The sequence below is a fragment of the Lysinibacillus sp. A4 genome (genome assembly GCF_024919535.1).
GTDB classification, from domain to species: domain Bacteria; phylum Bacillota; class Bacilli; order Bacillales_A; family Planococcaceae; genus Lysinibacillus; species Lysinibacillus capsici.
In genome coordinates, this window is the sequence record NZ_JANWTB010000007.1 from 260,335 (window position 1) to 276,170 (window position 15,836).

Below are 15,836 nucleotides of genomic sequence, written 5' to 3' on the forward strand. Positions count from 1 at the left end.
GTATTTAGAATACTAGCGGTTTAAAAATTGATTGCACGGATACAATTTTTACTGTTTGCGCATCCACTCTGGTAGCTTTTGGAACAATTGCTCCAAAGCTAATAAATTATCTGTATTCCATTCATTAGGAACAACATAAACTTTCCCCTTTTTGACAGCAGGCAAAGTTCCCCATATCGGGCTTTGTAGCAGCCGATCAGCTTCTGCTTCACTTTCACTATCCTCTTGTACAATAACAAACAAATGATCACCAGCAAACTCAGGAAGCACCTCTTCGGAAACCTCTAGGAAAGATACCCCTTCTACATCAATAATATTCTTCTGTACTGCTGGTGGGACAGCAAAGCCATTTTTCCCATAAATAATAGCACCTAGGCTACGATCACCCATAACATAAAGCGTCTTTCCTAGCTGATAGAAAACTGTTGCGGTTTCCCCTTCAGTTAATTGAAACTTGTCAAACATTTGTTTAGACTCTGTTTCAAACTTAGCAAGCAATTGAGCTACTTCTTCCTGCTTATCTAGGATATTCCCCATCTCTTTTACTCGTTCTGTATAAGGAAGAGCAGGATTAAAGGGAATCGTAGTAGCGATTTTTGACAATTCTTCATTAAGATTTGGATCCGCCTTGTAATAGCCATTAATAATTAGATCAGGTTTTAAAGTCAAAATCGTCTCTAAATCAGCTGGATTACCAATATCAACGATTCCTTCAAGTTTACCTTCATAGTAACTAGGAGAATCTTTAGGAAGATTATTACCAACAACCGGAATATCCATCGCCAAGAAATCACCAACTGTCTGACCAATATAAACGACTCGTTTTGGATCTGCAGGTATTTCAACCTGTTCACCTGTAATCGTTGTATATTGAACAATTGACTCACTTTCCTCTGCTTTCACATCAGATTGAGTTATTTTCTCGTTTTCCTTTTTCTGCGCATCAGATGTGTTGCCATTAGAACTACATGCCGCTAATATCAATAACAACAGGAGGAAACTCCCCCATAGTATAATTCGCTTTCCAATATACTGCTTCATATTTGTTGCCCCTTTCAGATTTACTTCAATTGAAAATGATTATCATTTACAGAGTTATTATAGATTTTATGAAAGGGCGAAACAATGGAAAAAACGCAATAATTTATTTGGATAAATGTCAATAATCAGGATTATGAAAGCCTTTTGCTTTTTTATCTTCATTTTTAGTGAAGAATTATTCATTTTAATGGTGCTTTCTATTTCGACTATATGATCAATTTAGAATCTCAAGAGAGAAAATGGTGAAATGTAAGCATAAGTATTAACTCCCTATAGAAAAAAAAGAAACCATTTCAGTGGTTTCTTTTCATATTAACAAGCTGTTGATTACTATTCTATTTGATTTCTTCAGCGAGCTCTAAAATAATTCCTTCTGGCCCACGAACGTAGCATAATTTATAAGCGTTTTCGTACCTATAAATGTCACTAATAAGTTCTGCGCCCTTCCTTGTCAATTTGTTAACGAGGGCTTCAATATCTTCAACATTGAAGGCAATATGCTGGATACCCAAAGTATTTGCTAAAGGATGCTGGATGCCTATTTCATTTGATGGCGCGTTAAATTTTACTAGTTCAATATTCGTCTCACCGTCTGGCGTTCGCAGCATTACTATTTCTAGATTTGCGTCACTATCTGACGTTCGCAATTTTGCAATGTCCTCTTTGATATCATGAAGCCCTATTACTCGCTCCATCCTCTTCACCCATTCACCCTCCACTTTTCCTTCCCCTAGCACCTCAAGGCCAAAGTCAAGAAAAAATGCTTTTGCTGCAGGAAGATCATTCACGATTATTCCCACATGATCAATCTTACGGATTTTCATATTTCATACCCCTTTCTCCTATTTTAATAATTTCCTTTTAATTGCAGAATAGCTTCCCACTGTGCTTAATCAAAAGGTTAATAGTGATTAAGTAGTATAGGCGAACCGATTGTAATTTGAATGGTAGGATTATTTTGATTAGAAAAATCTTAAGAATTTACTAAAATAGCAAAGGAAGGCCTTGTTTAAATTTTGCTTAATTTCTTGATTATACTATAATTCAAAGGGGCCTAGAATTCATTAAAACCTTAGAAGTCTCCCTTACATCGGGAGGCTTTTATATATTAAAAATATAAAAAACACCTATTAGATATTCAGATACTTTGTTTATCTAACAGGGAAGATTTAGAGATTAATTATGTGTAGTTACAGCCTTAACTAATATTTAAACCGATGATAATAGCGTGTAACAAATAATGTAAAATGAGCTGATGTATCAACACCTCCTTTTAACAATTGTAGTCGGAACAAGCAAATAAATGAGGATATTTGCTTGCAGCAAACTTCTCAGTAGTTTCATGTACTGTTACTGTAACAGTTATAGAAGTAAAAATCATCCCCATTGAAACTTCCACAAATTTTTTCTCTCCTTATAGTTTGAAAGAGTTCAATAAAGGTTATAAAACACTATAACAAAATATTTAAAATACAAAATAGGAGATGGATAGTATGAGTTTCATTTGGTTTTTAATAATTGGCGGGCTTATCGGATGGCTTGCAGGTATAATTTTGGGTAAAGATATCCCAGGTGGAATTATTGGTAATATTATTGCAGGTATTATCGGCGCATGGATTGGTGGTATGCTTCTTGGAAGTTGGGGTCCTAAAATTTCTGATTTCTATATCTTCCCTGCCCTCATTGGAGCAATTATACTAGTTTTCATTTTGAGTTTAATTCTGAAATCATTGCGTAATGCTTCGTAAGCTAAATAGATCTCTTAATCTATTACTATACGATTAAGCGAATCAGATGTAACCAATAATAAATGGTGAATGTGCTTATAACAAAAAAGCGGTCTTCCACATCATATCTGTGGAGGACCGCTTTTACTTTGTTTTTAATTAACTTAACAATCCGCCGCTCCGTGAATTCAAGAAGAACAGAACAGCCTATACAACAATAGCGCCTGATTGAGGAGGATTATGCCATACAAAGCTTGATAATTAATGTTCTATAGATGTGATCCTCCACTTGCATCGAGCAATTGACCAGTTACCCAACGGCTGTCTGATGAAGCAAGAAAGGCGGCAATATCTGCCACATCCCCGGGCTCTCCCCATCTGTTGAAAATTGAAAGACCAGCCGCATATTTTTGTCCATCAAGGTTTTTCAAAGTCTCAGCATTCATTTCTGTATTAATAATCCCAGGCTGGATGGCGTTTACCGTAATATTCCGGCTCCCTAGTTGTTTGGCTAGAAGACGCGTAAACGTATCGATTGCACCTTTGGACATACTGTACGTGAAGACACTTGGTGAAGCTGCACGTGTCACAAAAGATGAAATATTAATAATACGTCCCCCATCTTTTAAACGTGGCAAAGCTTGCTGAGTAATAAAAAGTGGTGCTTTAACATTTATCTTCATTACCTCGTCAAATGATACCTCCGTCGTCTCTTCTAAACTGATAATTTGACCAATTCCAGCATTGTTGACAAGAATATCGAATCCGCAACAGCCCATATATTCCCGAATAGTATCATCCAAAGTAGTAAATAAATCTTGAATACCATCTAGTGTACTAAGGTCAGCACCAATCGCCAAAGCATTTCCTCCGCTTTGTTTGATCTGGTGAACAACTGCTTCTGCCTCATTACGTCTTTTCCCATAATGAACGACGACAAAGGCTCCCTCTTGTGCCAGACGCAATGCAATACTACGGCCAATTCCTCGACTTGATCCTGTAACTAAAGCGATTTTGCCTGTTAACTTACCCATGCTTCCATCTCCTTGTTCAATCATAGTTAGATTACATAGAGAATTATATCAAGGGACATTATTTGAAATGTTGCTCTCCTATTCTGTTTCAAGGGGTGTTTCGCTATGGATAAAAACACCCCTTTAGATTAATAGTATCCAAAGGGGTAAAATGGTGTGATTTTTTTACAAACGGTATGACTTTATTTCAAATCAACAACATATTAAATCTAATTTTTGTTCCTACTCAACAGTTACCGATTTAGCTAGGTTACGTGGTTTATCTACATCACAGCGACGGTGAAGTGCAGCATAGTAGCTAATTAATTGTAAAGGTACTACTGATACAAGTGGTGTTAGTAATTCATGAACATGCGGAATGACTAAACGGTCGCCGTCTTCATCAATGCCTGCCATCGCGATAATACATGGATATGCACCACGAGCTGCTACTTCTTTGACATTACCACGGATGTTTAATCCTACTGATGCTTGTGTGACAAGTGCAAATACAGGCGTACCTTCTTCGATTAAGGCAATTGTTCCGTGCTTCAGTTCTCCACCAGCAAAGCCTTCTGCTTGGATGTACGAGATTTCTTTTAGTTTTAAGGCACCTTCAAGGCTGACATAGAAGTCCATATTACGGCCAATGAAGAATGCATTACGTGCGATTTTTAAGTAATCTTCTGCAATGTCTTCTAGCACATCTTTAGAATCAATTATTGTTTGGATGCCATTAGCGGCAATCGCGAGCTCTTGTTTTAAATCAAATTCTAAGCCTTTGCCATTTGACTTTGCTGTCACATAGGCTGCTAATGCCAGGACTGCTACTTGTGCCACATAAGCTTTTGTAGAAGCTACAGCAATTTCTGGACCTGCATGTAATAACAAGGTATGGTCAGCTTCACGTGATAACGTAGAGCCAGGTACATTGGTAATCGTTAAAGTTGGATAGCCTAACTCTTTAATTTTTACTAGTACTTGACGGCTATCTGCTGTTTCACCTGATTGTGTAATGAAGATAAATAATGGTCTTTCTGAAAGTAATGGCATGTTATAGCCAAATTCACTAGAAATATGCACTTCTACAGGGATACCAGCCATTTTTTCGAAATATTGTTTACCGATGAGACCCGCATGATAGCTTGTGCCCGCTGCAATAATATATAAACGATCTGCTGCTCGTAATGCTTCTAAAACCTCATCATCAATCGTTAAATCACCATTGTCACCTTCATATGCTTGAATGATTTTACGAATAACTGTAGGCTGCTCATCCATTTCTTTTAACATATAGTGTGGATATGTGCCTTTTTCAATATCACTCATATCAAGCTCAGCAGTATATGGTACACGCTCTACTACAGTACCATCTAATTTTGTAATTTCCACACTTGCTTTGTGTACGATAACTACCTCTTTATCGTGAAGCTCTACGTATTGATCTGTTACCTGTAGCATCGCCATTGCATCTGACGCAACAACATTGAAGCCTTCACCAATTCCAACTAGAAGTGGTGATTTATTTTTTGCTACAAAGATTGTATCTGCTGCCTCTGCATCTAATAGTGCCAGTGCATAGGAGCCATGTAATAGAGATAATGTTTTTCGGAAAGCGTCTGCAGTGCTTAGACCATCTTTCACAAATAACTCTACTAATTGCACAATAACCTCTGTATCTGTATCAGATTTCATTGGAATGCCCTTTAAATATGTTTTTTGCAATAAGTGATAGTTTTCAATAACCCCATTATGCACAAGTGTAAAGCGTCCTGATGCACTTTGATGTGGGTGAGCATTTAAACGATTTGGCACACCATGTGTTGCCCAACGTGTATGACCAATCCCTATTTTCGCTGCAACATCTTCATCTACCGCTTCTCGTAAATCTGCAATACGCCCTTTTTCTTTGAAAACCGTTACGCCTTCCTCGTTACGTACTGCAATACCCGCTGAATCATAACCACGGTACTCTAGCTTTTCTAAGCCTTTTAATAAAATTTCCTTTGCATCTGATTCACCAATATATCCTACAATTCCACACATAATTCTCGTCCTCCGATAATGTCAATTTAATGCAATGACAAACTAGGCCTCATCCTATCGAATTTTTTGAATGCACAAGCGATGCTTTATTTTTATAAAAATAAAGCACTCCAATACACACAAGCTACTCACGCTACTCAGCCACCTGAATAGAGATCTTCGATATGTGAAGCTTCATCTATTTATCTATTGCTTTTACAATACCTTCTCCATTTTCTGTACATTCAATCACTCAAATGCTTTCAAAATGGAAAATGACAATCGGGTATGTCGATTGGGAGGCATCCGCCGAATTTTCGATAAACCTCCACCTCGTCTGCTGAAGATCTTTTCGTCCGATTTCTTCAGCTCAGGCGCTATAATTGTTTTCCGATTTTGCGCTTTCTTCCCTCCTTAGGCGCTCGTTAAAGGACAAGGTCGGACCTCATCTTCAACTTCTCCATCATACTCAATCATATGCTATCCGTCAAATTTTCGTTATAAAAAACACCTAGCCCTAAAGCTTTTTCGTGACAAATATGTAGACAAAGCGATACATAAGCACTTTGATAATACAAAATAGGCACAAGCATTTTAAATGCTTGTGCCTATCCTTTATTTACTGTCTAATAATTTAACAATTTCTCTATTAAATGCAGGAAGATCATCTGGCGTTCTACTTGTTACAAGCTGTTTTTGACAGACAAATACTTCTTCATCATGGAAGATTGCCCCTGCATTTTCTAAATCCACTTGGATGGATTTATAGCCTGTGGCGTCACGCCCATTTAATGTCTTTGCAGTAATAAGAAGTTGTGGTCCATGACAAATGGCAAAGGTAGGCTTCATTTCATCCATAAAGGACTTTGCAAATGCTACTATACGATCATCCGCACGTAATATATCAGGAGAAAAACCACCAGGAATAAATAATGCATCGTAATCTGTAGCTTTTACTTCATCAATGCCTTTATCAATTTTCACGGACTCTCCATGCTTACCCTTAACTTCCTTGCCTGCTTCGATATCAATTGTTACTAGCTGATGCCCAGCTGCTTCCAAAGCTTCTTTAGGGCTTGTAAACTCAATGTCCTCAAACATATCTGTTATAACTGTAGCAATTTTAGCCATATCAATTAAACACTCCTTGTTATTGTGACTCCTAATTACTGTTCCCCATCTCGCTTATTTAAAACATTCCTTTCAAATAAGTAAACCCGATTTCCTGTTTACGGAAATCGGGTTTACACTCTATTTCTTATTCTGTTAGGCCCATTTCTACACGTACAACATCTGCAATACGCTCGACAAAACGCTCGCAATCCGTTTCTGTTGCTGCTTCCACCATGACACGTACTAATGGCTCTGTACCTGAAGGACGTACTAAAACACGACCATTTCCAGCCATTTCAGCTTCTACCTCTGCAATTACTGCAGCTACTTTCGCATTATCAGTCACAGCATGCTTATCTGTTACACGCACATTGACAAGACGCTGAGGGTAGATTTTCATTTCACCTGCAAGTTCTGAAAGCTTTTTACCCGTCGCCTTCATAATGTTGACAAGCTGAATTCCTGTCAATAAGCCATCACCTGTTGTATTAAAATCTAGAAAGACGATATGCCCTGATTGCTCGCCACCTAAATTGTATTCATTCGCACGCATTTCTTCCACAACATAACGATCACCTACAGCTGTTTGTACACTTTGCATACCATTGTCAGCCACAGCTTTATAGAAGCCCATATTGCTCATCACTGTTGAAACAATTGTTTGCTTCTTCAAACGCCCTACCGCATTTAAATGCTTACCAATGATAAACATAATTTGGTCACCGTCAACGATTTTTCCGTTTTCATCTACAGCAATTAAACGGTCTCCATCGCCATCAAAAGCTAAACCAACATCTGCACCTTTTTCAGTAACAAACTTAGCTAGTCCTTCTGGGTGTGTTGAGCCTACACCATCATTGATATTTAAGCCAGTTGGAGAAGCTCCCATTGTAGAAATGTCCGCTTCTAAATCAGCAAATAAATGTGTAGCTAAAGATGAAGTTGCACCATGTGCACAATCAAGCGCTACGTGGATACCATCAAATTCTTCATCCACTGTTTGCTTTAAGTATTGAATATATTTTTGACCACCTTCGAAATAGTCGCTTACAGATCCTAAATCTGCTCCTATAGGACGTGGTAATTTATCCTCTTGCGCATCAATTAACGCTTCAATTTCCGCTTCCTGTGCATCTGTTAGCTTAAAGCCATCAGGACCGAAAAATTTAATACCGTTATCTGCAACTGGGTTATGTGAAGCTGAAATCATGACGCCCGCATCTGCGCTCATAATTCGAGTAAGGTATGCCACACCTGGTGTTGAAATAATACCAAGACGCATTACCTCTACCCCAATTGATAAAAGACCAGCCACAAGTGCACCTTCAAGCATCTCACCTGAAATACGTGTGTCACGACCAATTAAAACCTTTGGACGGTCAGTTGCATCTTTTGTTAAAACATAGCCGCCTATACGACCAAGTTTAAATGCAAATTCTGGTGTTAATTCACTATTCGCGACGCCACGGACGCCATCTGTTCCAAAATATTTACCCATTCTACTTATTCTCTCCTTCAATGCAAGACAGTGCCTAGTGAGTTTCTATCAAGCATTAGACACTTGTCCGCTTACTTTTGGAAAAGTCTGCCTTTGTTCATTCATTGGTAATTATTAATATTCCACTCTGCCAGTTTGTTGGATGAAACCTGAACTACAAACCTGATTGGATTTTTGATTTAGAATCAAAATAAAATTATAGTCACATATTGTTTAAGAATCAATATCTTCCGATTCCTCAGTTGACGTATTTTTATCAGTTGGAGTACTCTCATCTGTCACATCAGGTTCTTCAATTGGAGGTGGCGTTTCCTCTGTAGAAGCTGGTGTTTTCTGCTGTTCTTCTTGTTCAACCTTTGTAATATCTGCCTTCACTTTTATTTTCTTGTCAGATATTTTTGTCACACCATCTGGTAATTTTACATCAAATTCATAAGTTTTGGACTCAGTAATTTTTGACAGTTCAACTGTTATTGGAATGGATGTTAAACTGTCAATAATGGATTTTCTTCCATACACTTTAATCATTTTCGGTGAAAATGTTAATGAGTTAATGGTAATGTCCTCGGCAGCTTGCCCTGTTTCGTTAAGGACAACTGGGATCTCTCGACTATACTCCGCTATATCTACTTGAACTTTCACAATTTCAGGTTCAATAGTCACGTCTAACTTATTTAAATCTCTATCTAATACTTTTACAGCTGCTTCCTGCGTGAATGATTGCTTCAAGCCCTGCTCTCCTGTAACAGTTGCTTTTACATAACTAATGCTTTCAATAGCACTTTTTGCACCTGTTACATAAACAGTTGGCGGGTTGGCTGTCATTTCTTTTAAGATAAAACCTTCTTCAATTAAACGTTTGTTCATTTCAGGGTCCACTCGGAACTCCTGCGTGACCTTTTCCTCAATATTCACATGAACAGTTGCAGGGTCTAATGTCACTTTTAACTTTTCTGAAATATTTTCGTATTGCAGTTTTACATCATGCTCTCCTAGCAATAAATTGCTCAAATCCGCAAATATAGAAAAATCCTTAGCTCCCTTTGCTTTTAAAACCAATGCCATCGGACCTTCTATCGTTACATCCACAGTTTCAGGTAAACCTGTCACAATAAGATTTTCATTATCGTAATAAACATCCACTGGAACATCACGAATAACATCCGTTTGTTCATTTGAGGTAGCTTTATTTAAAGGTGACAACTCGGTACGCACTGAGAAGAAAAGCAAAAACGCTAAAAATAGCGCGATGATTCTAAGTACCCAAGGGCTATCCATCATTTTATCCATTCTTTTTCCCCCTCCAAGTCAACTTAGAGGATGCATTTGATTCCTGTACTGATCCGAACCACATTTTTCTTAATAATGTTTCGAACTCCTCTAGAGAAAGATTTCGATGGAGATTACCATTTAATGTTATACTAATTGCGCCTGTTTCTTCTGAAACAACAATTGTAATAGCATCTGTAACTTCACTTAAACCAAGAGCAGCACGGTGGCGTGTCCCTAACTCTTTTGAAATAAATGGGCTTTCAGATAAAGGTAAATAGCAAGCCGCTGCTGTAACTTTATCTTTTTGCATAATAACAGCCCCATCATGTAGCGGGGTATTTGGTATAAAGATATTAATCAGTAATTCTGATGAAATTTCAGCATTTAGCCCTATACCTGTTTCAATATATTCATTAAGACCTGTTTCTTTTTCAATAGAAATTAACGCACCTATTCGACGTTTAGCCATATAACTTACAGACTTCTTCATTGCCTCAATAAGTCTTGTTTGTTCTTCTTCCTCTTGACTAGATGAGCGTTGGAATAGCTTTCCTCGCCCAATTTGTTCTAAACCACGTCTGATTTCAGGTTGGAAAATAATAATAATCGCTAGGAAACCAAACTCAATAACTTGTTGTAGCATCCAACCAAGTGTTTGTAACCCTAAAAGGTCTGTTGCAATTCGTGCAATAATAATGACGAATATTCCCTTAAGTAATTGGACAGCCTTCGTACCTTTAATGAGGGTTAAGACTTTATAAACAACGTACCAAACGAGCAGTACATCAATGAAGTTAATAACAATATTCACAGGCGTTAAATCCGTGAAATGTTCGATAATTTGCACGTGGCATCCCCCACTTTTCATTACGAATCCATACACATTCAAGTATATCACATTCTTATCAAATGTAACTTTTTTCAAATAAAAAGTCTACTCAGAAGAGTAGACCTTTCAGCCTCTCACGTGCACTATTTTTTAGGACGTATAGAGTGTTATTTAGTTTCTTCTTTTTCCTCAAATGTCATGGCTGTCTTAACAGAATTTTTAATTGTATACCATAACCATTCAAATACTTCGTCAATTTCTTCGATTCTCCCTGAAACTACCGCTGAAGATGCCATATATTGCCCGTTGATTACTGTGACGTTACCATCAACTTCACCTTCAACAATCAAATCGCCATTTTTTACAACAATATCGCCTTTCACCACTTCCCCTTCAGGTACAATCACTGTTTGACCATCCACAACTAAATTAGGTTGCTTGGTCACTGAGAAATGCTGGTCATCCATGAAGCTACCCAATAATGTAGCACTCATGAATAAGCAAAATACTGCTGCTGCCACAAAGAACGGATGCCGGCGAATCCATTTTTGTATACCTACTCGACTTTTTGGTTTTGGTAAACGAGCCATAACTGCTGCTTCAAAACCCGGAGGCGCTGTAATATGGGAAGCACTCTTCACAAAGGCGATTGTTTCACTCAATTCTTGCATCAACTGTTTACAATCATTACATGTATGCAAGTGTTGTTTCAACTCTTGCTCATGCTCACGACTAATGTCACCGTCTAAATAATCATGCATATAGTCTATAATATGCTCTGGACAAGTATTCATGACGCTCCCCCTCCTACAGATTGTTTAATTGCTTACGTAATGCCTCACGTCCGCGGTGAATCCTCGTTTTCACCGTTCCAAGCGGCATATCTAAAATCTCGCTAATCTCTTGTAACGATAACTCTTCTATATATTTCAATACTATAACCGAACGGTATTTATCCGGCAATCGTCCAATTTCATATTGAATGCGATCTTGCAGCTCCATTTGTTCTAACTGCTCCTCTGGTAGCTGGTCATCTGCTGCGATTTGCGAATACATATCAAGCCCTTCTGTACCAGCTACTTCTGCATCTAAATAATAATCCGGTTTCTTTTTTCGAATACGGTCAATGCAGAGGTTTGTCGCTATGCGATAAAGCCACGTTGAAAATTTTCTTTTCTGATCAAATGTATGCAAGTTCATATAAGCTCGCACAAAAGCCTCTTGAGCAATGTCTTCAGACTCTTGTTTGTTGCCTAACATTCGATAGCATACTTGGTACAGTTTGTGCTGATAGAGACTCACAATATCGGCAAATGCGTTTTGATCGCCTTTAAGCACTTGTTTTATTCTCTTATTTACTAACGCATCCATTGTGTTGACTTCTCCACCTTTACAACTGTCTTATACTATACGAAGCACCGATAAGAAAAGTTTCGTTTTAATTCAATTATAGCAAAAGATTTTTATGCAATGTGACAACAGGCAATTTTTTGTCAAATTTTCTTTAAACTAGTGTTTCACCAAATAAAGATCCCATTAATGCAACAGCCACATTTGCTGTTGTATTCTTTTCATCTAGTATAGGATTTACCTCTACAAACTCGGCTGAAGTTACCATGCCTGATTCTTGTAACATTTCCATTGCTAAATGGCTTTCTCGGTACGTAATTCCACCTGGAACTGGTGTACCCACACCTGGCGTATAAAGTGGATCTAATCCGTCTAAATCAAGTGATAAATGTAAGCCATCAACATTTCGTTCCTTTAAATAAGCAAGTGCATCTTCCATCACACGTGTCATGCCAAGTCGGTCGATTTCATGCATTGTATATACTTTAATTCCTTGTTGACGTATCAATTCACGTTCTCCTGGGTCTACTGAACGAGCTCCAATAATAATCACGTTTTCTGGCTTAATTTTTGGAGCATAGTTGCGAATTTGCACTAAACGTTCATGTCCTAGCCCAATACTAACGGCTAACGGCATCCCATGTATATTGCCTGAAGGTGTTGTTTCAGGTGTATTTAAATCTGCATGAGCGTCATACCAGATAACACCAAGATTTTTGTAATGCTCACCTAATCCAGCTAATGTTCCAATAGCAATGCTATGGTCTCCACCGAATACGAGTGGGAATTTTTTTTGTTCCACTACTTCATGCACACTATTTGCTAATGCAGTACTAACTTCTACAACTTCCTCTAAATTTAGTAATTTTTCATCCACAGCTCCGTCTGCAAGCTTTTGACTAACACGAATATCCCCTTGATCCTGTACATCGTGTCCGATAGCCTCTAAACGTTCAACAATACCTGCATATCGAATAGCACTTGGTCCCATATCTACCCCACGGCGTGTTTGTCCATAATCTGTTGGTACTCCAATAATAGAAATATTAAGTTTATTCATGTTTCTATACCCCCTAAAAGTTATAAGAATATTGTAAAGCCTATATACCACTTGGCTCAACTCGACAAAAAGTTGTATATTTATTCATTTATAAATAACATAAAAAAATCTCCTACTGTTTTCAGCAAGAGATTAGTTATCTGTAGTTAATATAACACTTTTGAATAATTTTATTCTAAAAAAGTGAGCCATGAAGGACTCGAACCTTCGACCCTCTGATTAAAAGTCAGATGCTCTACCAACTGAGCTAATGGCTCATAAAAGAAAAAATGGCTGGGGTACTAGGATTCGAACCTAGGCATGACGGAATCAAAATCCGTTGCCTTACCGCTTGGCTATACCCCAATCATTTATAAAACTGGTGGAGGGGGACGGATTCGAACCGCCGAACCCTAAGGAGCGGATTTACAGTCCGCCGCGTTTAGCCACTTCGCTACCCCTCCGAAATAACACAATAAGAATGGTGGAGGATGACGGGCTCGAACCGCCGACCCTCTGCTTGTAAGGCAGATGCTCTCCCAGCTGAGCTAATCCTCCATAGAAACAGGTGTTATATCACAGTTTATATTCTTTATAAAGCCTAAATTTTTAAATGGTGACCCCTACGGGATTCGAACCCGTGTTACCGCCGTGAAAGGGCGGTGTCTTAACCACTTGACCAAGGGGCCAATATTACGTCTCAACAAGACAAGAATTATAATAACATTTTTAATTAATAATTGCAATGCTTTTTCACAAATTATTTTATGTATTATAGTGATTGAAAAAAGGACAAAAAAATGGCTCCGAAGGCAGGACTCGAACCTGCGACAACCTGATTAACAGTCAGGTGCTACTACCAACTGAGCTACTTCGGAACAATGCTATTCACTTCGGTTTTAAACAACCTCTTAAGTACATTTATTATTATAGCAAGCATTCTAAATAATGCAACACATTTTGTGAAAATTTTTATATTTTTTGTCGAAGTCTGCTTCTACATTCGTCTGAAAGCATAATAGTTCTCTATTAATTCTAATATTTCTATTTAACGTACTAAATATTCTTGCTGTATATTATTGTAATTGTTAAAATAAAAATAGTTTTATGAATTTTCTATCAAATTTTCTGGGGGAGGATGTTCAAGATGGTATCAAATGATTTAATTGCACCTGAATTTTATAACATCACAGAGGAATTAGAAAAATTTTCGCAAGATAGTGATCGCCAAGCAATACGTTGGTTGAATACACAACAAGAGAGACGTACAGTTTCTTATGTGGAACTTAGCCAAAAAATGAATCAATACGCAAACGCTTTTACGGAGAAGGGGCTTCAAAAAGGTGATCGTGTATTAGTTATTATTCCTCGACTTCCAGAAGCTTATTTCGTTTTTCTAGGCTGCTTAAAGGCTGGTATCGTACCCATTTCATGTTCAGAGATGCTACGTGCAAGCGATTTAGAATATCGGATGGAACATTCTTCTGCTAGTGCAGTTATTGCTTATGAGGCTTTTACTAGTGAAGTTGATCAAATTACTTCTTCTGTAGACACATTGAAAAATAAACTAGTGATTGGTGCTGCGAAAGGAGATTGGACTTCTTTAGATGAATTAGCAAGCAAGCAGCAAGCTACATTTACAGCTGTAGCTACTACACGCGATGACATGGCATTCCTATCTTATACTTCTGGTACAACTGGTAAACCTAAGGGCGTTGTTCATTCACACGGCTGGGGATATGCACATATTAGAACTGCGGCTTCAAAATGGCTTTGTGTACGTGAAGGAGACCTCGTGTGGGCAACAGCTGCTCCTGGTTGGCAAAAGTGGATATGGAGTCCTTTTTTATCAACAATCATGCTGGGCGCTACTGCATTTGTCTATCATGGTGGATTCGATGCAAAAACCTATCTTCAATTAATGCAGGATGAAAAAGTTAATGTTCTCTGTTGTACACCGACCGAATACCGGATTATGGCGAAAATCGATAATTTACAAGACTACAATCTATCATCTCTACGTAGTGCCGTTTCTGCTGGTGAGCCTTTAAACCGCCCAGTTATCGAAACATTTATGAATCATTTTGGACTAAAAGTACGTGATGGCTATGGACAAACAGAAAACACACTATTAATTGGTACACTCGAAAACACAGAATTACGTCCTGGATCTATGGGTGTTCCAACTCCAGGTAATATTGTACGTATTATCGACAATGAAGGGAATGAAGCAGCAGTTGGCGAAGTTGGTGATATTGCTGTTCACAAATCTTCACCAGCTTTATTTAAAGAATATTATAAAGAACCAGAGCGCACACAAGCTGCATTTCGTGGGGATTGGTATATTACAGGTGATCAAGCAAAATGTGATGAAGACGGTTACTTCTGGTTTGAAGGTCGTGGAGATGACATTATTATTTCATCTGGTTATACGATCGGACCATTTGAAGTTGAAGATGCATTAAACAAACATGAAGCTGTACAAGAATGTGCAGTTGTAGCTGCGCCAGATGAAATTAGGGGGCATATTGTAAAGGCATTTGTTATCTTACGAGAAGGCTTCAAAGAATGTAATGAAGAGGAGTTAACAAAGGAGCTACAGGAGCATGTAAAAGCGTTAACAGCCCCTTATAAATACCCTCGTAGTATCGTCTTTCTTGATGAGTTACCAAAAACGACATCAGGGAAAATTCGCCGTATCGAACTACGAGCTACTACAGTTCATACACATTAAGTTAAGTATTTAAAACAAGAAGGCATCCATTGAGGATGCCTTCTTTCAGACTGTAGACAAACTCAATGAATTTTGAGTTTGCCTACAGTCTTTTTTCTTTTACAATAAAATAAAGTAAAGCCGTTGATTTCCACTACGGGCGGACGCTTTCCGCGGGCGGGGTCGAGCTGCTTCCCTCGCTTCGCTCAGTCCAGG

Annotated in this window: 13 protein-coding genes and 6 tRNA genes; 2 read left to right on the plus strand and 17 right to left on the minus strand. The window is 38.1% G+C overall.

The window, feature by feature from the left end; translation table 11 throughout:
* Positions 1-48: 48 nt before the first annotated feature.
* Both NY607_RS16320 and NY607_RS16325 read right to left on the minus strand, forming a co-directional pair.
* Entirely contained in the window at positions 49-1,041 is a 993-nt protein-coding gene (locus NY607_RS16320; protein ID WP_237898888.1) for an ABC transporter substrate-binding protein, read from the minus strand.
* 335 nt (positions 1,042-1,376) lie between these two features.
* Positions 1,377-1,865 (minus strand): VOC family protein, encoded by a 489-nt coding sequence (locus tag NY607_RS16325; protein ID WP_237898890.1) that lies wholly within the window; start codon positions 1,863-1,865, stop codon positions 1,377-1,379.
* A gap of 669 nt (positions 1,866-2,534) precedes the next feature.
* On the opposite strand from NY607_RS16325, the gene NY607_RS16330 reads away from it, so the two are divergent.
* A complete protein-coding gene (locus tag NY607_RS16330; RefSeq protein WP_016991561.1) occupies positions 2,535-2,789 on the plus strand; it encodes a GlsB/YeaQ/YmgE family stress response membrane protein in 255 nt (84 codons plus the stop codon).
* A gap of 248 nt (positions 2,790-3,037) precedes the next feature.
* Here NY607_RS16330 and NY607_RS16335 read toward each other — a convergent pair whose 3' ends face one another.
* The 15 genes from NY607_RS16335 to NY607_RS16405 all read right to left on the minus strand — a co-directional run bounded on the left by NY607_RS16335 (position 3,038) and on the right by NY607_RS16405 (position 13,785).
* Entirely contained in the window at positions 3,038-3,802 is a 765-nt protein-coding gene (locus NY607_RS16335; protein ID WP_237898891.1) for an SDR family oxidoreductase, read from the minus strand.
* 222 nt (positions 3,803-4,024) lie between these two features.
* Complete coding sequence (gene glmS, locus NY607_RS16340; protein WP_131521035.1) at positions 4,025-5,827, minus strand: glutamine--fructose-6-phosphate transaminase (isomerizing); 1,803 nt, start codon at positions 5,825-5,827, stop codon at positions 4,025-4,027.
* A gap of 594 nt (positions 5,828-6,421) precedes the next feature.
* Complete coding sequence (locus tag NY607_RS16345; protein WP_054549732.1) at positions 6,422-6,937, minus strand: type 1 glutamine amidotransferase domain-containing protein; 516 nt, start codon at positions 6,935-6,937, stop codon at positions 6,422-6,424.
* A gap of 127 nt (positions 6,938-7,064) precedes the next feature.
* Positions 7,065-8,417 carry a phosphoglucosamine mutase gene (glmM, locus tag NY607_RS16350; RefSeq protein WP_131521036.1) on the minus strand — a complete coding sequence of 451 codons (1,353 nt, stop codon included), beginning with the start codon at positions 8,415-8,417 and terminating at the stop codon, positions 7,065-7,067.
* 213 nt (positions 8,418-8,630) lie between these two features.
* On the minus strand, positions 8,631-9,707 hold the full coding sequence (locus tag NY607_RS16355) for a CdaR family protein (protein ID WP_259419995.1): 1,077 nt from the start codon (positions 9,705-9,707) through the stop codon (positions 8,631-8,633).
* A complete protein-coding gene (gene cdaA / locus NY607_RS16360) occupies positions 9,700-10,536 on the minus strand; it encodes a diadenylate cyclase CdaA (protein WP_009370548.1) in 837 nt (278 codons plus the stop codon). Before cdaA ends, NY607_RS16355 begins: the two co-directional genes overlap by 8 nt.
* 149 nt (positions 10,537-10,685) lie before the next feature.
* On the minus strand, positions 10,686-11,312 hold the full coding sequence (locus NY607_RS16365) for an anti-sigma factor family protein (RefSeq protein WP_004225400.1): 627 nt from the start codon (positions 11,310-11,312) through the stop codon (positions 10,686-10,688).
* Positions 11,313-11,325: 13 nt separating this feature from the next.
* The gene (gene sigW / locus NY607_RS16370; protein WP_004225410.1) at positions 11,326-11,889 is read right to left on the minus strand and encodes an RNA polymerase sigma factor SigW; all 564 of its coding nucleotides are present in this window, start codon (positions 11,887-11,889) and stop codon (positions 11,326-11,328) included.
* Between the two features lie 133 nt (positions 11,890-12,022).
* Positions 12,023-12,928: an arginase gene (gene rocF / locus NY607_RS16375; protein ID WP_131521039.1), complete on the minus strand. Its 906-nt coding sequence runs from the start codon at positions 12,926-12,928 to the stop codon at positions 12,023-12,025.
* Between the two features lie 184 nt (positions 12,929-13,112).
* Positions 13,113-13,185 (minus strand) — tRNA-Lys (locus NY607_RS16380).
* A gap of 13 nt (positions 13,186-13,198) precedes the next feature.
* A tRNA-Gln gene (locus NY607_RS16385) sits at positions 13,199-13,273 on the minus strand.
* 14 nt (positions 13,274-13,287) lie between these two features.
* Positions 13,288-13,371, minus strand: a tRNA-Tyr gene (locus NY607_RS16390).
* 18 nt (positions 13,372-13,389) lie between these two features.
* Positions 13,390-13,465 (minus strand) — tRNA-Val (locus tag NY607_RS16395).
* A gap of 56 nt (positions 13,466-13,521) precedes the next feature.
* A tRNA-Glu gene (locus tag NY607_RS16400) sits at positions 13,522-13,596 on the minus strand.
* 112 nt (positions 13,597-13,708) lie between these two features.
* A tRNA-Asn gene (locus NY607_RS16405) sits at positions 13,709-13,785 on the minus strand.
* Positions 13,786-14,054: 269 nt separating this feature from the next.
* Between NY607_RS16405 and mbcS the strand changes: the two genes are divergently transcribed.
* A complete protein-coding gene (gene mbcS, locus NY607_RS16410) occupies positions 14,055-15,641 on the plus strand; it encodes an acyl-CoA synthetase MbcS (protein WP_131521040.1) in 1,587 nt (528 codons plus the stop codon).
* The last annotated feature ends 195 nt before the right edge of the window (positions 15,642-15,836 follow it).